Annotated in this window: 17 protein-coding genes and 1 tRNA gene; 14 read left to right on the top strand and 4 right to left on the bottom strand. The window is 59.0% G+C overall.

Annotated features, from left to right (window positions below):
* Position 1 precedes the first annotated feature (1 nt).
* Complete coding sequence (locus IPK09_08495; protein MBK7983655.1) at positions 2 to 322, top strand: DUF3301 domain-containing protein; 321 nt, start codon at positions 2 to 4, stop codon at positions 320 to 322.
* 165 nt (positions 323 to 487) lie between these two features.
* Entirely contained in the window at positions 488 to 958 is a 471-nt protein-coding gene (locus IPK09_08490) for a glycine zipper 2TM domain-containing protein (GenBank protein MBK7983654.1), read from the top strand.
* A 71-nt stretch (positions 959 to 1,029) separates the two neighbouring features.
* Here the strand turns inward: IPK09_08490 and IPK09_08485 are convergent, their stop codons facing one another.
* Positions 1,030 to 2,319 carry a hypothetical protein gene (locus IPK09_08485; protein MBK7983653.1) on the bottom strand — a complete coding sequence of 430 codons (1,290 nt, stop codon included), beginning with the start codon at positions 2,317 to 2,319 and terminating at the stop codon, positions 1,030 to 1,032.
* A gap of 331 nt (positions 2,320 to 2,650) precedes the next feature.
* Between IPK09_08485 and IPK09_08480 the strand changes: the two genes are divergently transcribed.
* The 7 genes from IPK09_08480 (at position 2,651) to ppc (ending at position 14,770) form a co-directional block, all read left to right on the top strand.
* Entirely contained in the window at positions 2,651 to 4,375 is a 1,725-nt protein-coding gene (locus tag IPK09_08480) for an acyl-CoA dehydrogenase family protein (GenBank protein MBK7983652.1), read from the top strand.
* 3 nt (positions 4,376 to 4,378) lie between these two features.
* Positions 4,379 to 5,551 carry a MaoC family dehydratase gene (locus tag IPK09_08475; protein ID MBK7983651.1) on the top strand — a complete coding sequence of 391 codons (1,173 nt, stop codon included), beginning with the start codon at positions 4,379 to 4,381 and terminating at the stop codon, positions 5,549 to 5,551.
* Between the two features lie 25 nt (positions 5,552 to 5,576).
* Positions 5,577 to 6,743: a DUF4062 domain-containing protein gene (locus IPK09_08470; protein MBK7983650.1), complete on the top strand. Its 1,167-nt coding sequence runs from the start codon at positions 5,577 to 5,579 to the stop codon at positions 6,741 to 6,743.
* A 99-nt stretch (positions 6,744 to 6,842) separates the two neighbouring features.
* Positions 6,843 to 8,843, top strand: a complete 2,001-nt coding sequence (locus tag IPK09_08465; GenBank protein MBK7983649.1) for a protein meaA — start codon at positions 6,843 to 6,845, stop codon at positions 8,841 to 8,843.
* 4 nt (positions 8,844 to 8,847) lie between these two features.
* On the top strand, positions 8,848 to 9,840 hold the full coding sequence (gene meaB / locus IPK09_08460; protein ID MBK7983648.1) for a methylmalonyl Co-A mutase-associated GTPase MeaB: 993 nt from the start codon (positions 8,848 to 8,850) through the stop codon (positions 9,838 to 9,840).
* Between the two features lie 40 nt (positions 9,841 to 9,880).
* On the top strand, positions 9,881 to 11,632 hold the full coding sequence (ccrA, locus tag IPK09_08455) for a crotonyl-CoA carboxylase/reductase (protein ID MBK7983647.1): 1,752 nt from the start codon (positions 9,881 to 9,883) through the stop codon (positions 11,630 to 11,632).
* A 309-nt stretch (positions 11,633 to 11,941) separates the two neighbouring features.
* Positions 11,942 to 14,770: a phosphoenolpyruvate carboxylase gene (gene ppc, locus IPK09_08450; GenBank protein MBK7983646.1), complete on the top strand. Its 2,829-nt coding sequence runs from the start codon at positions 11,942 to 11,944 to the stop codon at positions 14,768 to 14,770.
* Positions 14,771 to 14,786: 16 nt separating this feature from the next.
* Here the strand turns inward: ppc and nhaR are convergent, their stop codons facing one another.
* The gene (gene nhaR, locus IPK09_08445; protein ID MBK7983645.1) at positions 14,787 to 15,746 is read right to left on the bottom strand and encodes a transcriptional activator NhaR; all 960 of its coding nucleotides are present in this window, start codon (positions 15,744 to 15,746) and stop codon (positions 14,787 to 14,789) included.
* A 112-nt stretch (positions 15,747 to 15,858) separates the two neighbouring features.
* Here nhaR and IPK09_08440 point away from each other — a divergent pair, with 112 nt between their 5' ends.
* From IPK09_08440 to ccrA (IPK09_08430), 3 genes are all read left to right on the top strand, one after another.
* Positions 15,859 to 16,224, top strand: coding sequence for an HPF/RaiA family ribosome-associated protein (locus IPK09_08440; protein ID MBK7983644.1), 366 nt, complete (start codon positions 15,859 to 15,861; stop codon positions 16,222 to 16,224).
* 16 nt (positions 16,225 to 16,240) lie between these two features.
* A complete protein-coding gene (gene can / locus IPK09_08435) occupies positions 16,241 to 16,903 on the top strand; it encodes a carbonate dehydratase (protein ID MBK7983643.1) in 663 nt (220 codons plus the stop codon).
* A 106-nt stretch (positions 16,904 to 17,009) separates the two neighbouring features.
* Positions 17,010 to 18,779: a crotonyl-CoA carboxylase/reductase gene (gene ccrA, locus IPK09_08430; GenBank protein MBK7983642.1), complete on the top strand. Its 1,770-nt coding sequence runs from the start codon at positions 17,010 to 17,012 to the stop codon at positions 18,777 to 18,779.
* 226 nt (positions 18,780 to 19,005) lie between these two features.
* Here ccrA (IPK09_08430) and IPK09_08425 read toward each other — a convergent pair.
* Positions 19,006 to 19,080, bottom strand: a tRNA-Val gene (locus IPK09_08425).
* A gap of 227 nt (positions 19,081 to 19,307) precedes the next feature.
* On the opposite strand from IPK09_08425, the gene IPK09_08420 reads away from it, so the two are divergent.
* A complete protein-coding gene (locus IPK09_08420; GenBank protein MBK7983641.1) occupies positions 19,308 to 20,258 on the top strand; it encodes a succinylglutamate desuccinylase/aspartoacylase family protein in 951 nt (316 codons plus the stop codon).
* Positions 20,230 to 20,910 (top strand): protein-L-isoaspartate(D-aspartate) O-methyltransferase, encoded by a 681-nt coding sequence (locus tag IPK09_08415; protein ID MBK7983640.1) that lies wholly within the window; start codon positions 20,230 to 20,232, stop codon positions 20,908 to 20,910. Before IPK09_08420 ends, IPK09_08415 begins: the two co-directional genes overlap by 29 nt.
* A gap of 2 nt (positions 20,911 to 20,912) precedes the next feature.
* Here IPK09_08415 and IPK09_08410 read toward each other — a convergent pair whose 3' ends face one another.
* Positions 20,913 to 22,265, bottom strand: a complete 1,353-nt coding sequence (locus IPK09_08410) for a deoxyguanosinetriphosphate triphosphohydrolase (GenBank protein MBK7983639.1) — start codon at positions 22,263 to 22,265, stop codon at positions 20,913 to 20,915.
* Between the last annotated feature and the right edge of the window lie 30 nt (positions 22,266 to 22,295).

Here is a 22,295-nt window from a genome sequence, read left to right as displayed (position 1 = left end):
GATGAGCTTCTCTTTTCTCATCAGCTTCCTGGCGGTATCGGGTATCGGCCTGTGGTTCTGGCGGGACAGCCTCGGCGCCCGCGAACAAGCCCGCGTCGCCAGCGCGCGCGCCTGCCAGCAAAACGGCGTGCAACTGCTGGACGATACCGTGGCGCTGGAACGGCTCTGGTTGCGTCGCGACGACGGTCGGTTGAAGCTGGAACGGCTGTATGTGTTCGAGTTCACCGATACCGGGCAGAACCGCCAAATCGGCAGCGTGTTATTGGTCGGCTGGCGCGTTGAAGTGCTGCAAATGGAAGGCGGCGATTTGCTGCTGCCCTAAAAGCGCGTCCGCGGGTTGGTTTGGGGCCGCGAAAAGCTCGGTGGCGGGCGTTCAGCCGAGATTCAGAGGGTTTTGCTAAGGTGGTGGCGCGGGTTTGGCGATCCTGTTTTAACGTTCTGAAATCAATGGTCCCATTGCAACTGCTTGAGTCGTCGAGGTGAGTTGATGAAAGCGCTTAAAACCATGGCGGTGGTCGTGATGCTGGCATCGGGTTTGATGCTGGGGGGCGGTTGCGCGTCCAGCCTGTCCGGCGGCGCTTACAGCCGCGCGCAGGCGCGCGGGGTGCAAGAAGTCCGGTTGGGTTATGTCGAAAGCGTGCGTGACGTGCTGATCGAAGGGACGCAGAGCGGGGTGGGTACGATGGGCGGCGCGGCGCTGGGCGGCTTGGCCGGCAGCAACCTCGGCAAGGGCAACGGCCGCGCGGCTGGCGCGATCGGCGGCGCGATCGTCGGGGGGCTGGTGGGCTCGACCATCGAGCAAAATGCAACTCGCCAACCCGGTTTGGAAATTACGGTTCGGTTGGACAGCGGTCGGTTGCTCGCCATCACTCAGGCCGCCGACGAGCCGTTCAATCGCGGTGATCGGGTGCGGTTGTTGACCGGCTACGACGGGACGGCGCGGATCGCGCATTACTGATCGCGGCCTTCCGGGGCCGGCGCAAGCCGGCCTGCATTCCGATGGCGCGAAAATCTGTGCGGTTACTGCGTTCAATGCGGCCGTGCCGCCGGCGCGGGCAAATCCGCTTCGGTTGCCGCCCGCAAGCTTCGGCCGTTTTCCGAGTGCAGCAGTCGGCCCGGATGCAGTACTTCGCGTTCGGCCTTCTGTTCGGCGCAGCGCTGGATCAAATGATCGACGATCACCTGCACCCCTTGCGGTTGCAAGGGATAGTAATGTTCCAAGCGCGCCAGTTGGCCGGAGGCGTCCAAGGCGGTCACGGTATAGGCCAGCGTCCCCAGTTCCGCGTCGGCCTGATGAGTGATCGATAGCTGGCGTTCCGGTTGTTCGCTGTCGTTGTGGAAAATGCGCTCGACCAAATAATCGCCTGACAGACAAGGAATCTCTCGAAACGCCGCCAGCGCGGTTTCGCTGGCGGCGTTTCGCAGCGTCTCTTCCAAAGGCGGGTTGGCCAACACCCAACGCACGTGCAGTCCGTAGAGCGCCAGCGCTAGCGCGTACTGCCGCTGCGCCCTCACCCAACCCCGATAGCCGCCCGTCAGTTCCGCGGCGGGCAAATTCCGTCCCGGTCCGAATTGCGCCCAGTCGTCGAAGGTGTAAAACAGGGTGTGGGCATCCCCTTTCGCCACCAGAAAACGGTTGCCGTCCTCCAGTACGGCAGCGCGGACGCCGGGTCGTTCGAACCAGGCGTGTTCCAGCAAATCCCACAGCGGCAATAAATGGCCGCTTTCCAACTGCACCCGCAACAAAGCGCAGAGATCGCTCAGGGTGGCGAAAGACAGATTCAGCGCCACCACCCCGAACACCTGCTGGACCGCCTCACGGGTTGCTTGCGACACTTCGCCGCTTTGCAGCAAAATGTCTTCCATAACTCGCGCCAAGCCGGCAATATCATGACTGTGCCCGACGAAGCAAAACGGCAACAACAGCAAGGGACCGGAGCCGGGCCGGCGCAATGGATTGATGGCGGCGACCGGAAAGAAACCCCGGTCGGTGCCGAGCGCCATCAGTTGCGGGGTAAAAACGGCCGCGCGCGAACTGCCGCGGTACAGTTCGGCCAAGGCGCCGACCAGTGGAAATCCCGGCTGGAGGATTTCGGTTTGATCGTAGAGCGCGCCGGATAGAATCAAGCCCAGATGGCTGATGCCGCCGAGAATGCGGTCCAAATCCTTAGCGAGATGGCCGGCCAAGGCGGTGGCGGCGATCACATCGAGCGGCGCGGGCGGCACGCCGGCGGGATCGGCGTGGTTGGGGTCCAATTCGAGCGCCAGCACGCCGGCGTGCTGGCTGAGTTCGGTCGACGGCTTGGAAAATGTGGCCACGAAGATCTCTTGCAGTGTGGCGGCGCGCTCTGTTTTCGGTGCGCCGATAATGATGGAAAATGCTTTGCGTCAGGCTGTTGACTTTGGCAAGAGCCCGCTGCTGACGGGCGCCATTATAAGGAGAAATCGACAAGCAATTTCTCCGAGGCCGTTCACCAGGAGGTAGTTTGTCGCCGTTCGTTGGCTATCGCTGATTTTCCCTGAAGGTTTTGCAAGCGACGGACACAATGCATGATGTGATCCGACCGGTTTCCGCTTAAACTTCGGCGATAGCTTTAAGAAATTTAGGGTTTTCATAAATAAACACAAACCACTCGATGAGGTAAAACCCATGTCCGCACCGACCCAGAATCCGGCAGAACAATTACAACAGGCCGCGCTGGCGCTGGATACCGTCCAGAAGGCGCTCGATTGTTCCCTGGCGGACGTGAAAGAACGCTCACAGAAGGCCGACGGTAAAATTTCCGCCGCGCTGCTCGACCATCACCAACTCGTCAGCTATGACTTGGCGCTGTCTTGTGCTGAAGTGACCGGCGCGCGTTTCGGGCTGGATTACGCCAGGCGGGCGCGGGCGGCGGCGGGCGGCGGTTCGGCCAGTGAACTGATACTGGAAGAACGGTTTGCCCTGCTGTTTGCCGCCGAAGCGTTGCAAGCGGTGCGCAATCGCCTGAGCGCCCGCCCCACCGATTTCGGGCTGGATGACGCCTGGTTGAGTAAAACGGTGGACGATCCCAAGGTTCGGCAGTTCTGCCAAGCGCAATTGCCAGCGGCCCATGTGGCTGAACTCGGTCAGTTGATGCGGGCGCAGGACGGCGTGACCGGCGCTTATCTGCTGGATGATCATCACGAGATGATGCGCGAGCAATTCCGCCGGGTGGCGGAGGAAGTGGTGATGCCACTGGCCGAGGAAGTCCACCGCCACGACCTGGACATCCCCGATGCTATTTTGGAGCAGGTCAAGGATATGGGTTGCTTTGGCATCTCCATCCCGGAACGCTTCGGCGGCATCCAAAGCGACGAGCAGGAAGACAACCTCGGCATGATCGTGGTGACCGAGGAACTGACCCGTGGTTCGCTGGGTGCGGCGGGCAGCCTGATCACCCGGCCGGAAATTCTGTCCAAGGCATTGCTCAAAGGTGGCACTGAGGAGCAAAAGAATAAATGGCTGCCGCAATTGGCCTCCGGCGAGTTGCTGTGCGCGGTGGCCGTAACCGAGCCGAACTACGGCTCCGATGTCGCCAACATGCGTTTGAAAGCCACCAAGACTGAAGGTGGCTGGCTGCTGAACGGGGCCAAGACCTGGTGCACTTTCGGCGGCAAGGCGGGCGTGTTGCTGATTCTGGCTCGCACGAATCCCGACATCTCGCTGGGCCATCGTGGCTTGTCGATGTTCCTGCTGGAAAAACCCAGCACCCCCGGCCACACCATCAATTTCACCCAGGAAGGCGGCGGCAAGCTCACCGGTAAGGCGATTTCCACCATCGGCTATCGCGGAATGCACTCGTTCGACCTGTTCTTCGACAATATCTTCGTGCCGGATGAGAACATGCTGGGCGGGCCGAAAGGCGAGGGCAAAGGCTTCTACTTTACGATGGCCGGATTTTCCGGCGGCCGGATTCAGACCGCCGCCCGCGCCATCGGCATCATGCAGGCCGCCTATGAGAAAGCCTTAAGCTATTCCCAGGAGCGGATGGTGTTCGGCTATCCCATCGGCGACTATCAACTGACCCAGATCAAACTGGCGCGGATGGCGACTTATCTCGCCATCGGCCGCCAGTTCACCTATTCCGTGGGTCGGCTAATGGACGAGGGCAAGGGCGACATGGAAGCCAGCATGGTCAAATTCTTTACCTGCAAGACCGCCGAATGGGTGACCCGCGAGGCGTTGCAGATTCATGGCGGCATGGGCTACGCCGAGGAAACCCCGGTCAGCCGCTATTTCATCGACGCGCGGGTGCTGTCGATTTTCGAGGGGGCGGAAGAAACCCTGGCGCTGAAGGTCATTGCCCGTTCTCTGGTGGACAACGCCAAATCCAAAGCTGAAGTGGGAGGTTGAGCGATGAGTTTTTCGATGCGTTTGAGCGAGCAGGCGGAAGTCGCTGGTTCCGTTACGGTCAACGTGGAATGGGCGCGGCGGCCGCAATACGGGCGCTATCTGGATGAGTTCGTACCGGGGCAGGTGTTCGTCCACCCACGTGGCTACACCTTCGAGCGTGGCCCGATGCTGGATTTCGCCCGCGTATTCATGCAATGCAATCCATTGTATTTGAACGTTGAATATGCCAAGGCCCACGGCTTCCCCGACCTGCCCGCCAGCCCGCAGATGGTGTTCAACGTCACGCTGTCGCTGGGCGTGCACAACGATTCTGAAAAAGCGATTGCCAATCTCGGTTATTACAACGTGCAATTCCTGCGGCCGGTGTATCCGGGCGACACCCTGCGCGGTTATACCCAGGTGGTGGATCGCAAGGCGCGTGGCGAGGATAAACCTGGCATCGTGCTGATTCGCACCCTGAGCGTGAACCAGCACAATCAGGTGGTGCTGCAATACGAGCGCAAGATCATGGTCGGTTATCGCGGCAATCGGTTGCCGACCACCCCCGCGCCGACCACCCCGGTCGATTTCCCGTGGGTCGAGCATCCGGTGGTGGATATTCCGCTCAATGCGGGCGGCTATCCCAGCCAGTTGACCGGCCCCAATACCTATTTCGAGGATTTCTCGCTCGGCGATCTGATCGTCCACACCAACGGCCGCACCATCACCGACGAGCACATGTATTGGACCTATCTGGTCGGCAACACCCATCCCTTGCATTTTGATCGGGTCTATAGCACCGGTCTGTCGGGCAAGATGAGCGGCGATCCAATTGTCTATGGCGGCTTGGTATTCGCTTGGCTGGAAGGCTTGGCCAGCCGCGATGTCAGCGAAAATGCGGTGTGGGAATTGGGCTTCACCGAGGGTTATCACACCCAGCCGTCGATCTCCGGCGATACGGTGGCGGCGCTCTCACGAGTGGTGGCGACCGAGACCGTGCCGAATAACGATGCGGTCGGTATCGTGACTTTCCAGTTCATCGGCGTGAAGAACATTAGCGCCGCTGCTGCATTGGAAACGTATGGCGCGGATTTGTTTATCAAGGAGAACGATAAGCAGAAGTTGAGTAAGGAGAAGCTGAGCAACAAGATTTTTGAGATTGAACGGCGGCTGCTGATTAAGCGGCGTACGGCGTGAGATGATAAGAATCCCCTCTCCAAAAATGGAGAGGGGAAAATTAATTAAAATTAATGATGATCTTCAGCCAGAATATGATTTGCACAGCTTGCGATTGAGAAAGGTCGGGCCTCGTCGTAAAAATTTTGGAGAAAAAGTGTCAACAATAAAATATCAGATATTTATTAGTTCGACATACGAGGATTTGAAGCAAGAAAGAGATGAAGTAATCAAAGCTATCCTTGAAATGGGACATATTCCTGTCGGCATGGAGATGTTCAGTGCTGCTGATGAGGAGCAGTGGAAGTTAATTGCCAGACAGATTGACCAAAGTGATTATTATATTGTTATTGTTGCACATAGGTATGGCTCAGTTACTGGTAAAAAAAGCTATACAGAGAAAGAGCATGATTATGCCGTAAAACAAGGCATTCCGGCAATCGCTTTCATTATAGATGACTCTGCATCTTGGCCTATAGATCGTATAGAGTCAGATGTTAAGAAAATAGAATCTCTTAAAAAATTCAAGCAGAAACTTAAGGGTAAGTTAGTTGGATTTTGGGCATCCAAAGAAGATTTAGGGGGCAAAGTATCACGATCTTTAGTAAAGTTGATCACAACTAACCCGCGTCCAGGATGGGTTAGAACCACTGAAACTATTGGGCCGGAAGTAGTTAGTGAGATGTCGCGGCTAAGTAGTGAAAATGCTCGCCTTGCTGATAAAAATGCACAGCTCGAAAAAATGCTAGAAGAAAATATAAAAATAGCAAATCAATATTTCTCTCAGGGAGGAAGCAAGATCGATTTAGAGTACATCTATCATATAGGCCAAGAAACGTATGAAAGTAAATTTAGTATAGATTGGGATGGTTTGTTCATAAGAATTGCTGAAGGACTCTTGGAGAATACTACTGAGTACAATGCTAGAAGTATAATAAATAAACTAATTTATTCTAAAATAATACAAGAGAATGAAAAAAAGATTACTTCATTAAATATTAAAGAAAATGAAATTTTAAAAATAAAAATCCAATTTATAGCTTTAGGATATATTGATATTCAAATAGTTACAGTACCTACTATTGCTAATGGTTCCTCTTCTAGCAGGCGAGGTTCACAACATCCCCATTGGATTCTTACTATCTTAGGCAAGGAAAAGCTTGCCGAGTTAGTGGCTATTCGTGAAGATAAAAATCTGAGCCTAGAAGAATAAATAGACTATGAAATTCTCTAAAGAAAAACCTCAATATCACCCCATCACAAGGACGTAAAATAACAACCCAATGACCACAACTCCCAAGAGAGGCGCCTGATGTCCAACCCTAAACGCGACAAACCCTGGCTGATGCGGACGTATTCCGGCCATTCTTCCGCCAAGGCATCCAACGAGTTGTACCGCACCAACCTCAGCAAAGGCCAAACCGGCCTGTCGGTGGCCTTCGACCTGCCGACCCAGACTGGTTATGACTCGGATCATCCGCTAGCCCGTGGTGAAGTCGGCAAGGTCGGCGTGCCGATTGGTAACATCGGCGACATGGAAGCGTTGTTCGACCAGATTCCGCTGGGTCAGATGAACACCTCTATGACGATCAACGCCACCGCCGCTTGGCTGTTGTCGTTGTACGTCGCCACTGCCGAGCGCCAGGGTGCGAAACCGGCGCAACTGCAAGGCACCACCCAAAACGATATCCTCAAGGAATACCTGTCGCGCGGCACCTACATCTTCCCGCCGTCGCCCTCGGTGCGGTTGACCACCGACATCATCGCCTACACCGTCAAGAACATTCCCAAGTGGAACCCAACCAACATTTGTAGCTACCATTTGCAGGAAGCGGGCGCGACCCCGACCCAAGAATTGGCCTATGCGCTGTCCACCGCCATCGCGGTCATGGACGCAGTGCGCGATTCCGGCCAAATCGGCGCGGATGGCTTCGAGCAGGTGGTCGGACGGATTTCCTTCTTCGTCAACGCCGGGATTCGGTTTATCGAGGAAACCTGCAAACTGCGGGCCTTCGGCGAGATGTGGGACACGATGACCCAGCAACGCTACGGCGCGCAAAGCGAGGAAATGCGCCGCTTCCGCTACGGGGTGCAGGTCAACTCTCTAGGTCTGACTGAAGCGCAGCCGGAAAACAACGTTCAACGCATCGTGCTGGAAATGCTCGGCGTGTCGCTGTCCAAACGCGCCCGCGCCCGCGCCATTCAGCTACCGGCTTGGAACGAGGCACTGGGTCTGCCCCGGCCCTGGGATCAGCAATGGGCGTTGCGGATGCAGCAGGTCTTAGCGTTTGAAACCGATTTGCTGGAATACGGCGACATCTTCGACGGCTCGCCGGTGATTGCGGCCAAGGTCAAATCGCTGATCGACGGCGCGACGGCGGAAATGGCGCGGGTGCAGGAGCAGGGCGGCATGGTGCAAGCCATCGAATCCGGCTACGTCAAGCGGCAACTGGTCACCAGCCACACCGAGCGGATGCGGGCTATCGAACGCGGCGATTTGAAGATCATCGGCCTGAATTGCTATCAGGAAACCGAGGAATCGCCGCTGACCGGCGGCAAGGACAGCGGCATCATGAAGGTCGATCCCCGCGCCGAACGCGAGCAGATCGAGCGGCTCAACGCCTTCCGTGCCCAGCGCAACGCCGCCGAAGTGAAAGCGGCGTTGGCCAATCTGGCCGAAACCGCCCGCAGCGGGGCCAACATCATGCCCGCCTCGATTCTGTGCGCCCACGCGGGCGTTACCACCGGCGAGTGGTCGCAGACCCTGCGTGACATTTTCGGCGAATACCGCGCCCCGACCGGCATCGACATTCCCGCCAACGACGATGCCCGTAGTGCGCGGGCGGTGGCGATTCGCACCCAGGTCAGCAAGACTGGCGAAGAAATGGGTCGGCCGTTGCGGCTGCTCATCGGCAAGCCCGGTCTGGACGGCCACAGCAACGGTGCCGAGCAAATCGCGGTCAAAGGGCGCGATGTCGGCTTCGAGATCGTCTACGAAGGTATCCGCCTGACCCCGGAACAAATCGCTAAGGCGGCGCTGGAAGAAGGCGTGCATCTGATCGGTTTGTCGGTGCTGTCCGGCAGCCATCTGGAAATGGTCGAGGATGTGTTCAATCAACTGGATAAAGTCGGCTTGAAGGAGTTGCCGGTGGTCATCGGCGGCATCATCCCGGAAAGCGACGCCAAGCAGTTGAAGGAACGCGGCATCGCTGCCGTCTACACGCCCAAGGACATCGATATGAACGGCATCATGGTCGATATCCTCAACCTGATTCGCAAAGCCAATGAGCTAAAGCCCGTCGCGGTGGTTTGAAGCCATGAGCTTGGCTCTGCCCGCACCGGAGGCGCTGGCCGCCGCCGTCAGCCGCCGCGACCGGCTGGCGCTGGCCCGTGCACTCAACCTGCTGGACGACCGCCGTCCAGCCGCTCGGCAGTGCGCGGCGGCGTTTCTGGATGCGCTGCCGCCGGACAAGTTGGACGCTGGCGGCCATCTGATCGGTATCACCGGCCCGCCGGGCGCGGGCAAATCCTCGCTGACCGCTGCGTTAATTCAGGTCTGGCGGCAGCGGGGCTTGAAGGTGGCGATTCTGGCGGTCGATCCGTCCAGCCCGATTACCGGCGGTGCGCTGCTCGGCGACCGGCTGCGGATGCACGCCAGCGGCGCGGATCGGGAGGTGTTCATACGCTCGCTGGCTTGTCGCGGTGAGTTCGGCGGTTTGAGCGCCGAGGTCTGGCCGATGAGCCTAGCGATGCTGGCGGTGTTTGACATCGTGCTGGTGGAAACCGTCGGCGTCGGTCAGAAGGAAATTGACGTATCCAAAATGACTGACACCACCTGTTTCGTGGCGCAACCGGCGTCGGGCGATAGCATCCAGTTTTTGAAAGCGGGCATCATGGAAGTGCCGCACGTCATCGTCGTCAACAAGGAAGACATTGGTATGGCGGCGCGCAAGACCTTATCGGAATTAAAAAATACCCTGCGGCGGCAAATGGACCCGGAAGGCTGGCAGGTTCCAGCTTTATCGGCCAGCGCTGCGCTCGGCAGCGGGATTGATAAGCTGGCCGATGCGCTGGAGCAGCACCGGCTATGGCTGCTGGGACAGCAGCAGTTCACCGCCCGCCGCCAGCGCTGTCAGGCGGAATGGCTGGTCAAGCATCTGCGCGAAGAGTTTGGTCGTTACGGCCTCGGCCTACTCGGCGGCGAGGAGACGCTGTTTAGCGAACTGGCCGAAGCGCCGCGCCGTTCGCCGATTGCGGAATATGAACGTTTGCGCGAGCGGGTGATGCAGGCTCTCAAAACACGATCTTAACAACAACCCTTAAAACCACCCCACAGAGAGGAATCACAACATGGCCAAAGAACTCTATAACCTTGGCGAACAACCCCCCTTAGGCGTTGTCCCCAAAAAAATGCACGCCTGGCTGATTCGCGCCGAGCGCTTCGGCAAGCCGACCGAAGCCTTCAAGCAGGAAGTGGTGGACGTGCCGCCGATTGCCGATGACGAAGTGCTGGTCTACGTGATGGCGGCGGGCATCAACTACAACAACGTCTGGGCCGGGCTAGGTATTCCGGTCAACGTCATCGGTGCGCGCAACAAGGCCGGGGAGAAGGAAGATTTCCACATCGGCGGCAGCGACGCCTCCGGCATCGTTTACAAAATCGGCAAGGACGTGACCCACGTCAAGGTCGGCGATGAAGTGGTCGTCCACTGCGGCACCTGGGATCGCAACTGCGAATGGGTCAAGAGCGGCGGTGACCCGATGTATTCGCCCAGCTTCCGTATCTGGGGCTACGAGACCAACTACGGTAGTTTCGCCCAATTTACCAAAGTGCAGGCCCAGCAATGTATGCCCAAGCCCAAGCACATGAACTGGGAAGAAGCCTCGGCCTACGTGCTGGTCGCGGCCACCGCGTGGCGGATGCTGCACGGCTGGGGCAAGAACGCGGTCAAAAAGGGCGATGTAGTATTGGTCTGGGGCGGCGCGGGCGGCCTCGGTTCAATGGCAATTCAGATCGTCAAGGCAGCCGGTGGCACGGCGATTGCGATGGTGTCCGGCGAAGATAAGTTCGACTATTGCATGAAGTTGGGCGCGAAAGGCTGCATCAACCGCAACGAATTCGAGCACTGGGGCATGTTGCCACACTGGAAGGATAACGTCGGCTACGCCAAGTGGCTGAAGGGGGTGCGGGCATTCGGGGCCAAGATTTGGGAGGTGCTGGGCGAGAAACGCGCTCCCAATCTCGTGTTCGAGCATCCCGGCGAAACCACCATCCCGACCTCGATTTTCGTTTGCGACACCGGCGGCATGGTGGTGGTCTGCGCGGGGACGACGGGCTATAACGCCACCGTCGATCTGCGCTATCTGTGGATGCGCCAAAAGCGCTTGCAAGGTTCGCACTTCGCCAACGCCGAACAGTCCTATCAGATGAACGAACTGGCAGTGCGCGGTCTGCTTGATCCGTGTCTGTCGCGGGCCTTCACCTACGAAGAACTGCCGGTAGCGCACCAACTGATGCACGACAACAAACACCCGCACGGCAACATGGCGGTGCTGATTGGCGCGACCGAATTTGGCCTGGGGGCCAGCGGCAAACCGCCGGTCAAACTGGAGCATCCCACGCTACCGAAGGGCGATGTGCACAATACCCCGCATCCGTACCCAATGTCCGAGCCGTTGCCGGGCGTGGCTGAAGCCGAAGCCATCAAGATCAGCGACGACGGCACCAAGGTCAAAGACCTCATGCACCGTGGCATCATTTCTTGTGCACCGAGCGATACGGTAGGTCAAGTGGCCAAGGTGATGGTGGACAACGAAATCCACGCGGTGGTGGTCATGGACGGCGGCAAGGCGGTTGGGGTGGTCTCGCAAACCGACATGGTGTTGGCGCGGCAAGGCCGTACCTCCGAACAAGCGCGGGCGATGAAGGCCGCAGACATCATGACCCCCGGTTGCGCTACCTGCGACGCCAATATTCTGTTGAGCGAAGCGGTGAGCCTGATGACCGGACGGCGGATGCACCGCTTGGTGGTGACCGAAAACGATCAGCCTACCGGCGTGATCTCTATGACCGATGTGGTGAGAAAAATTATCGGCGAGTAAGCGCTTACGACGCAGGTTAATGTTCCGGCTCATGCTCCATATACGGGGTAGAGCCGGGGTATCACGGCTGAGTAATCCAGGGGCGCTATTTGGCGCCCCTGATTATTTACGCCTAGTTCATCAGTAGACTGCTAAACCTCTCAAACAGGCGACGTTAAAGCCTTAGTGGAGATCAGCCAACCACGCTACGCTGCCCAAACCTACTATCGGTCGCAGGGAGTTCCTTCGGTAACCTGTAGGTGAAACAAAATCATCCGCTGTGGTCAATCCTTGATGAACTCTTGATCCAGAACCACCGGAGCATTCCCCATGCCGACCCCCTCTGACAAGCCGCTACGCGACCGCGTTAAACTGCTGGGCCAGTTGTTGGGCCAAACGCTGCGCGACCGCGAAGGTCGCACCGTATTCGATGCCGTTGAAACCCTGCGCCAGGGTTTCATTGAATTGCGCAGCCAATCCGATCTCGCGCCCGACATCCGCGAACGGCTGCTGCGTTTCATCGCGGCCCTCAATCCAGAGATGCTCAACCACGTCGTGCGTGCTTTCAACGCCTATTTCAATCTCGCCAACATTGCCGAGGAAAATTTTCAGCACCAGTTGCGCCGTGAGCAGGTTCGGCGCGGCAAAGCGCTGTGGCGCGGTTCGTTTGATGAAACGTTGCGCGCCTTGCGCGCCGATGGCGTGGATGCCAGACGGTTACAGACCTTGCTCGATCAACTGTGCTTTACGCCGGTGTTCACCGCGCACCCGACCGAGGCCAAGCGCCGAGTTTTGCTAGGGGCGCAACGACGGGTGTTTGTGACCAACGGCAAGCTCGACAATCCAGCGCTCAACCGCTACCAGCGCGCCGAGGTGGTGGAAGAGCTGCAAAGCCAGATTCAAATCCTGTGGAAAACCGACGAGGTGCGCAGCTTCAAGCCGCAGGTGCGCGATGAAATCAAGAATGGCCTGTACTATTTCCGCGAGTCCATCTTTCAGGCATTGCCGACGCTCTACCGCAACTTGGAGCGGGCGCTGAACGCGGTCTACGGCGATGTCGGCGGGAAAGGGGGTATCCGCATTCCCTGCCTGCTGCGGTTCGGTTCGTGGATCGGCGGCGACCGCGACGGCAACCCGTTCGTCACGCCGGAAACCACCGCCCTAGCGTTGCGCCTGCAAACGCAGGAAATCCTGCGCGAATATCTGCGCCGGATCGAGGAACTGAACCGCCATCTGACTTATTCCAGTTCGCTGGTCATGCCCTCGCCGGTGTTCGCCGCCCGTCTGGAAGCGGATGCGGAACAGATGAGTGCCCTGTTCACCGACGCGCCCCGCCAGTACGCGCAGGAACCGTACCGGCGCAAGCTGTTTTTGATCTATCACCGCCTGCGGCACAACCACGACCGGGCGCGCGCCCGCGCTGAGGGCCACCCCGAAGCAGCGCCAGTGCCGTTCTGGGGCTATGCATCCGAGCAGGCGTTTCTGGATGATCTCTATCTCATCCGCGATTCCTTAATCGCGCACGGCGACCGCGCAGTCGCCGATGGCGAACTGACCGATCTGATCCGGCTGGCGGAGACCTTCGGTTTCTACCTGACCGCGCTCGACGTGCGCCAGGAATCGGGCCGACACACGGCGGCGGTCACGGAGATTTTCGCGGTCGCGCCCAACTTGCCGGACTATGCCGCGCTGTCGGAAGAACAGCGGCTGGCTGTCCTGAACGAGCTGTTGGCTAAGCCCGGTACGCCGCTACTGTATTGCGATAGCTTGAGTCCGGCCACCCGCGAGACCTTGGAGGTGTTTCAGGTGATGGCGCGGCTGCGGGAGGAAATCAGCCCGTGCGCGTTCGACAATTACGTCATCTCCATGACCCACGAGGCTAGCCACATCCTGGAGGTGTTATTTCTGGGCAGTTTCGCGGGCTTGGCGGGGCGGCGCGTCGATGGTAGTTGGCATTGCGCGCTCCGGGTGGCACCGCTGTTCGAGACCATTGCCGACTTAAATCGGGTTGAAGTCTTGCTGAGTCGGTTATTGGATCAGCCGACGTATCAATCCTTGCTGGCGGCGACGGGCGGCGTTCAGGACGTAATGGTCGGCTATTCTGATTCCTGCAAGGACGGCGGTATTCTGGCCTCGAACTGGGGGCTATACCAGGCCCAACAGCGGGCGGTGGCGCTGACAGCGGCGCGCGGCTTTGGTTGTCGCCTGTTCCACGGTCGCGGCGGCACGGTCGGGCGCGGCGGCGGTCCGACCCACGACTCGATTTTGTCTCAGCCCACAGGCACGGTAAAAGGTCGGATCAAAATCACCGAACAGGGCGAGGTGCTGTCATTTAAGTATCAGAACTTGGAAACGGCGGTTTACGAGCTGACCCTGGGCATTACCGGGCTGATGAAAGCCAGCCGTCACCTGGTGCAGACGGTTCCGCCAGAACCGCCGGAAGCCGCGGCGGTGATGGCCGAGTTGGCCCTTCATGGCGAAGCGGCGTACCGGGAATTGACCGAGCAGACGCCGGGCTTCATCGATTACTTTTATGAAGCGACGCCGCTGGGTGAAATCGCGCTGCTGAACCTGGGTTCGCGGCCCTCGCACCGCGCGCAGAGCGACCGCTCCAAATACTCGGTACGGGCGATCCCCTGGATGTTCGGTTGGGGTCTGTCACGGCACACCTTGCCCGGTTGGTACGGCATCGGCACCGCCTTAGCCCTCTGGCGCGGCGACGATCCCCAGCGGCTGGCGACCCTGCAAACGCTTTACCGCGAATGGCCCTTCTTCCGGGCGCTGCTCGATAATAGCCAAATGTCGCTGAGCAAGGTCGATGTCGGCATCGCCCGCGAATATGCCCGGCTTTGCCACAACGCTGACGCCGAAAAGCGCATTTACCAGCAGTTTCGGGTGGAGTACGAGCAAACCTGCCGCGAGATTATGGCGGTGGCGCAAATCTCGACCCTGCTCGAAGAAAATCCGAACCTCGCCAAGTCGTTAGAGCGGCGCAATCCGTATCTGGACCCGCTCAACCACATTCAGGTGACGCTCTTGCCGCGCTATCGCCAAGCGCTGCGGGACCAGGGACCCGATTCACCGGAAGCGGAGAAGTGGTTGCGACCGTTGCTGCGATCCATCAACGCTTTGGCGGCGGGAATGCGGAACACCGGTTGAAGGCGGCGGTCGCTGCTTATGGATTGGCCTTGTCGGTGGCGCGGTCAGCATGGCCGCCGCCCTCGGTGCGCTCTGGCTTCCCGAAAAACTCGCGCTGGGTGGCCTGCACCACCGCCACAATGGCCGGATGCAGCAATCGCCGCTCGGTGGTGATGGCGTAGAGCCGTTCCGTCACCGCTTCAATCCGCCCGACCGCCTGCACCGTGTATTGCCGGGTCACATAATCGGCGATGGCGGTGGGGGCTACGAACAAACCCGCCCCAGCCTGACCGAACGCCTTGAGCAAGGCGCTGTCCTCGAATTCGCCGACGATGTGCGGATACAGGCGCTGGGTTTCAAACCAGCGTAAAAGATCGGGCCGTAGCGCCACATCGTCCCCCGGCAACAGAAACGGCGCACGATCCAGCAGTGCCGGAAAGTCGCCCGACAGGGACTGCGCCAACTGCGGGGCGGCGAACACCGTCAAATCGCTCTCGCCTAGAAAGTGGCTGTAGCCGCGCACGTTGAGATGATTGGGCATCGGCTGGTCCGCGATCACCAGATCAAGATGATGCACCGCCATCTCCGCCAACAGCGGGGCCAGGCGGCCTTCCCGACACAGCAGCCGCACCGGCTCGGCCATGCGCAACGCCGGTTCCACCACCCGATAAGCCACCGATTTCGGCACCGAGTTGGCGATGCCGACCCGAAACAGCAGGCTCTTGCGCACTGTCTGATCCAGCGCGAGTGCTAGCAGTTCATCGCCGAGCGCGAAAATCTCATCCGCGTAACTGAAGATACGCTGACCGGTCTCGGTCAGTTCCAGCCCCCGCCCGACCCGGCGAAACAGCTCCACCCCCAAACGGCCTTCGAGTTCGCTCAACTGGCTGCTGATCGATTGTGGCGTTAGGTGCAGGTGTTTACTGGCGCTGGCGATGCTGCCCGACCGGGCCACCATCCAAAAATAGTGCAGGTGTTTAAAGTTAAGGCTGGCCATGCGCCTCCAATACATCGAAAAAATCGAATGATTACGCAATATTATTCAGATTGTTGGATGTTTCGCCAGCCTTTAGACTGACGCTTGTCATTGACCCTAAAGGAGCCACCTCATGAATATCCAGATCCGAACCATTGGTATTGTGTTGACCAGCGCTGTGCGTGAGCATGTTGAGCGTCGGTTGCAATTTGCCTTCGGTTGGGCTGACGAGCGCTTGCGCCATGTCGCGGTGCGGTTGTCCGATGAGAACGGCCCACGCGGCGGTGAGGATAAGCGCTGCCGGATTCAGATTAGCTTCGCGGGCGCGCCGAGCCTGGTGGTTGATGATACCGAGGCTGATTTGTATGTCGCTATCGACCGGGCCGCTGACCGGGCCGGGCGCTCGTTGGCGCGGCGGCTAGAGCGGCAACGCGACTATCGTCAGGGCTTGTCCAACACCACCACACCACTGAGACCGAGCGCCTCAACGCTGCACTGAACTTTGGAGAACCTTGATGAAGTACTTACCAGAGTTATTCGCCGCCAACGCGCGCTGGGCCGAGGAGACGACTGCCAACGATCCCCATTTTTTCGCCGATTTAGCGTCGATTCAGACGCCGAGCTATCTGTGGATCGGCTGCTCGGATAGCCGAGTGCCTGCTAACCAGATCACTGGTTTGAAGCCGGGCGAAGTGTTCGTGCATCGCAATGTCGCCAACGTGGTGGTGCATACCGATCTCAATTGTCTGTCGGTGATGCAGTACGCCATTGAGGTGCTCAAGGTTCAACACATCATTGTCTGTGGTCATTACGGCTGCGGTGGGGTCAAGGCGGCTTTGGACGGCGCATCCTTTGGGTTGATCGATAACTGGCTGCGCCATATTCAGGACGTGCGCGACCGACATGCGGAGTTGCTAGACGCTTTGAAGGATACGGACGCGCGTTGGCGGGCGCTGTGCGAGTTAAATGTCATCGAGCAAACGCGCAATGTCGCCCGCACCACCTTGGTGGGCGATGCCTGGAAACGGGGGCAGACCTTGATGCTGCACGGTTGGGTTTACGGTTTGGCAGACGGCCGTCTCCAAGATCTTCAGACCTCTATTCAAGACAGTGTAGCGCTCGATGACACCATTGCTCTAGCGGTCGCGGGCGTGTGGTCGCGCTATGCACTGCCTTGATTTTTTTAGCAATCCAGCCGCAGGCCTCGCTTATAGGGCTACGCGGTTGGTGCGGTGTGCTGTGAAAGCGACCTGAAATGCTTCAACCGGGAGGATGAGAAAAATTATGACCAAAGAACTGTATAACCTCGGCGAGCAACCCCCATTAGGTGTTGTTCCCCAAAAAATGCACGCTTGGCTGATCCGCCCGGAACGCTTTGGCAAGCCGACCGGGGCCTTCCAGCAGGAAGTGGTCGATATCCCAGCCATCGCCGATGACGAAGTGCTGGTGTACGTGATGGCGGCGGGCATCAACTACAACAATGTTTGGGCGGGCTTGGGGATTCCGGTCAATGTCATCGGTGCGCGTAACAAAGCCTTTGAGCGGGGAGAACTGGGCGAACCGGAGCCGTTTCACATCGGCGGCAGCGACGCCTCCGGCATCGTCTATAAGGTCGGCAAGGATGTGACTGGTTTAAAGGTCGGCGACGAGGTGGTGATTCATTGCGGCCGCTACAGTCGTGACTGCGAATGGGTCAAAAGCGGTGGCGATCCGATGTATTCGCCCACCTATCGAATCTGGGGGTATGAAACTAACTGGGGCAGCTTCGCCCAGTTCACCAAAGTGCAAGCTCAGCAGTGTATGCCCAAGCCCAAACACATGACCTGGGAGGAAGCGTCGGCCTACACCTTAGTGGCGGCTACGGCTTGGCGGATGCTGCACGGCTGGGGGGCCAACGCCGTTAAGAAGGGTGATGTGGTGCTGGTCTGGGGCGGTGCGGGCGGCCTCGGCTCGATGGCGATTCAGATTGTCAAGGCGGCGGGCGCGATTCCTATCGCCATTGTCTCCGGTGAAGACAAATTTGATTACTGCATGAAGCTCGGCGCGAAAGGCTGCATCAACCGCAACGAGTTCGACCACTGGGGCATGTTGCCGCACTGGAAGGATAATGCAGGGTATGCGAAGTGGTTGAAGGGGGTGCGGGCGTTCGGGGCCAAGATTTGGGAGGTGCTGGGCGAGAAACGCGCTCCCAATCTCGTGTTCGAGCATCCCGGCGAAACCACCATCCCGACCTCGATTTTCGTTTGCGACACCGGCGGCATGGTGGTGGTCTGCGCGGGGACGACGGGCTATAACGCCACCGTCGATCTGCGCTATCTGTGGATGCGCCAAAAGCGGCTGCAAGGCTCACACTTCGCCAATACCGAGCAATCCAATCAGATGAATGCGCTAGCCTTGCAGGGTTTGCTTGATCCGTGTCTGTCGCGTGCCTTTCCTTATACCGACGTTCCTCATGTCCATCAGTTGATGTACGAAAATAAACACCCGCACGGCAACATGGCGGTGCTGATTGGGGCGACCGAATTTGGCCTGGGGGCCAGCGGCAAGCCGCCGGTCAAACTGGAGCATCCCACGCTACCGAAGGGCGACGTGCACAATACCCCGCATCCGTACCCAATGTCCGAGCCGCTGCCGGGCGTGGCCGAAGCCGAAGCGATCAAGATCACCGACGACGGCACCAAAGTCAAAGACCTGATGCACCGGGGCATTATTTCCTGCGCGTCGGGCGATACGGTCGGAAAAGTCGCCAAGATCATGGTGGACAACGAAATCCACGCGGTGGTGGTCATGGACGGCGGCAAGGCGGTCGGCGTGGTCTCGCAGACCGACATGGTGCTGGCGCGCCAGGGCCGCACCTCCGAACAAGCGCGGGCGATGAAGGCGGGCGAGATCATGACCCCCGGTTGCGCCACCTGCGACGCCAACATCCTGCTCAGCGAAGCGGTCAGCCTGATGACCGGGCGGCGGATGCACCGCTTGGTGGTGACCGAAAACGATCAGCCCACCGGCGTCATCTCCATGACCGATGTGGTCAGGAAGATCATCGGCGAATAAGCACTGCCATCAAACTCGGTTGGCGCTCGGGCTCGTTCTCTTGAAGCGGGCTGGAGCGTTACCGGTGAATTCATTGGGCGCGTCCGTTGCGGCCATTTTTACGGCCTTGAGCGATGTGATCGAACAAGCCAGCCAAGCGCAATGCGTGGAAATATCGAAGAAACGGACTGAAGCGGAGGAGGAAAAATCAGGAATCCGAGGGATGGTTTTTGCAGTTCAATTCGAGTGGTGGGCGATGCTGGGCTCGAACCAGCGACCCCTACCGTGTGAAGGTAGTGCTCTCCCACTGAGCTAATCGCCCGCTTAAAGCAGAAGATCAGTATAACGACTGGCGGGGGAGGCTGACAAGCATCCTGCGGATTCACGTGACCAGCAGGGGTTGTCGGCGCTGGGTGGAACCATCTGAACGCGAAATTTTCCAATTGGACTAAGTTATATAAAAACGCGATCTATAATAATTTTTGTAAAAAGCTGATGCCGCTATAACGGAGCGAGACCTTGATAAATACAACAATCTCCGGGTCAGTCATGTCTTCTGGCCGAGGTGGGGTATTTGCTTACCATGACATCGGCCCCAAGGAACGCGCGCCACGGCTGGCGTTAGTGGCCGATCTGCACGGCAACGAATTGAACGGCTTATTCATATTGTCGCGGTTAGCAGCTTTTCTGCGAAGTATACGTTTGAGCGACCGGCGCGGTTTGCGCTTGCGCGAACGAATCGTGATCGTTCCGACCATCAATACCTTGGAATCGCTCAATGCCCATGAAGCTCCGCAACGCGCGGACGCCAGCCAGCGCCGCTTGTTGTGGGTTGAGGCCACTGAGGCCTTGTTGGCGCTGACGCGCGCCGCTTACTATCGGGTCGACATCCACCAAGCGAATCTCGATATTGAAGAGATGCCCCAAGTTCGATTGTACGCGCCCAGCGATGACGAACGGGCCACCGCCTGTCTGTTTGGGTTGCCGGCGGTCATCGAGCGGCCGATGGAGCATGGTGCGGTGTCCGGTTTGGCCCATGCGTGGCGCCAGCAGGGCGGCGAAAATTTTTCGATCTACGCCGGCCAGTCGGGCAGCGTGCAAACCCGGCATTGCGAGATCGTTTTTAAGGCGCTGGTGGCGTTCCTCGACCGAACCGGTATCGTTACCGGCTTGAAGTCCACCGGCGATGATGAGTTGGGTTATTTTGGTCTGCGGCAGATTTGCGTCGTCTCAGCCGAGCAACCGGGCATTTTTTCATCGCCCCTGGAAGTCGGTCGTTGGGTTCGGACCGGCGAGCAACTGGGCCAGATTTACGACAGTTTTTCCGGCGGCGTGCGGCTACGGGTGATAGCGCCCACGACGGGGCTACTGGCCAGCCTACGCCGGCAGCCGCTGCTGGGTAAGGGCGAATTGTTGGCGCGCATTCTGATTCCAGAGGCCGCCAAGCGCCGACCGGCGATCGGAACGCATCATGAGCGACGAGCCGTTTCCCGACCCTGAAAGCGCCCGGCGCTTGCTGGAGCGAGTGGCGGCCGAAATGCGGGAAACCAGCCATTTGACGGGCTGTTCGCAGCTGAGCGACGCGGTGCGGAGGGCCTTGGCGGAGGTTCCGCGCCATCGCTTCGTGGCGGCCGACCAGCTGGAGTTGGCCTATGCGGATCGGCCGTTGCCCATCGGGCGCGGTCAGACCATTTCCCAGCCCTTCATCGTGGCGCTGATGACCGAATTGCTACGCGTCGATCCGCAGGCCGTGGTGTTGGAAATCGGCACTGGTTCCGGTTATCAGACCGCCGTGTTGGCCCAGCTGGCGCGGCAGGTTTATTCGGTCGAGCGCATTCCCGAACTGGCCGAGACCGCCGGGCGGCGCTTGTACGAACTCGGCTATGACAACATCGAGATTCGCTGCGATGACGGCGGGCGCGGTTGGAAAGAACAAGCGCCCTTCGATGGCATCATGGTCACGGCGGCGGCGACTGAGGTGCCGCCTGCATTGGTGCGGCAGTTGAAGCCTGGCGGGCGGCTGGTGATTCCGGTGGGCGAACCGTATCGCTCGCAGGATTTGCGCGTTATCAGCAAGGACCAGCAGGGCAAAGTGGCCACGCGCAGCGCTTTGCGGGTGGTGTTCGTGCCGCTGGTGCGGGATCGGGCTTGAGTTCAGCCGTTCGGTAAGGAAATACCGGTCAGTTTCTTGAACAAGGCCACCGCGTAGGAGTCGGTCATGCCGGACACGAAATCGGTGATGGCCAGCACGCGCCGGTAGAGATCGGCGGCGGGCTGCCGGCCCGGCCCCGCGAATTGCTCCGGGATCAAGTAAATCAGCATTCGGCTTTTGGGTGAGGCATTGGGGCCTTTAGCGGCGATGTCGTTGACGGTGGTGACGAACGCTTCCAACAGCCCGCCCAGCACTTCAAAACCGGCCGCTTCCACTTCGATCACCGGCTTCGATACATACACTTGATTCTCGCCGCAGTCCTTCAGGGCGTGCATGGCCTCGGCGGCGGGAATAATGTCCAGCAGCTCCTCAGTCAACGTCCCGGCCAGAATCCTGTCCTCATTTTCCATGAAGCAGTGGTGAACCTGATCGATGATCGCGCCGATGGTCTTGGCGCGCAGATATTCGATGCGTTCCTTGGGCCGGGTGATATGGTCCATTTTGCGGCGGGCGCGATCTGGATCGCCGGTCAGCTGCAACAGCAGATCGCTCACTTCCTCATACCGTAGTTGTTGCAGCCGGAAGGCGTCTTCCACGTCGATGATCCGATAACAAATATCGTCAGCCGCTTCGAGTAGATAAGCGAGCGGGTGACGGCTCCACGCACCGGGTTGCACCGGCTCCAGCCCCAGTTGCCCGGCCACTTCCGCGAATAAGTCGCCATCATCTTGATAAAAACCGAATTTCTTGAAGGCAATGTCCGACGGCGCTGCGGTTGGCAACGTGGCGGCGCGCGGGTATTTGGTAAAGGCGCCGAGCGTGGCGCAGGTCAGTTGCATTCCGCCGGGATTGTCGGGGCTTTGCAGTCGAGTGATGATCCGAAAGCCCTGGGCGTTGCCTTCGAAGCGCAGAAAATCCTGTTGTTGCGCTTCGCTCAACTGCTCCAAAACGGTTTGGCCGGTCTTGGACGTGGCGAACCAGAGCCGGATGGCGTCTTCGCCGGCGTGGCCGAACGGGGGGTTGCCGATGTCGTGCGCCAGCGAGGCGGCGGCCACCACCGCGCCGAAATCCTGCGGGTAGACGCCTTGCGGCTTGTGGCGTTTGATCACGCTGTCGCCGACCATCGTACCCAGCGACCGCCCGACGCTGGAGACTTCCAGGCTGTGAGTCAGGCGGGTGCGGACGTAATCGCTTTGCGAGAGCGGAAAGACTTGGGTTTTGTCTTGCAAGCGCCGGAAGGCCGAGGAAAAAACGATCCGGTCGAAATCGCGCTGAAAGTCGGTGCGCGCTTCGTTGTCGGGATGCTGGCGCGACAGGCCCAGTCGGACGCGGGAGAGCAGGCGGTTCCAGTCCATCATTTAGCGGTTGCGTTGCGCTTTCTTGGG

The sequence above is a fragment of the Candidatus Competibacteraceae bacterium genome (assembly GCA_016713505.1).
Classification (GTDB): Bacteria; Pseudomonadota; Gammaproteobacteria; order Competibacterales; family Competibacteraceae; genus Competibacter_A.
Note: the sequence above shows the minus strand (reverse complement) of the source record. Positions and strands in the feature narration are given on the sequence as shown.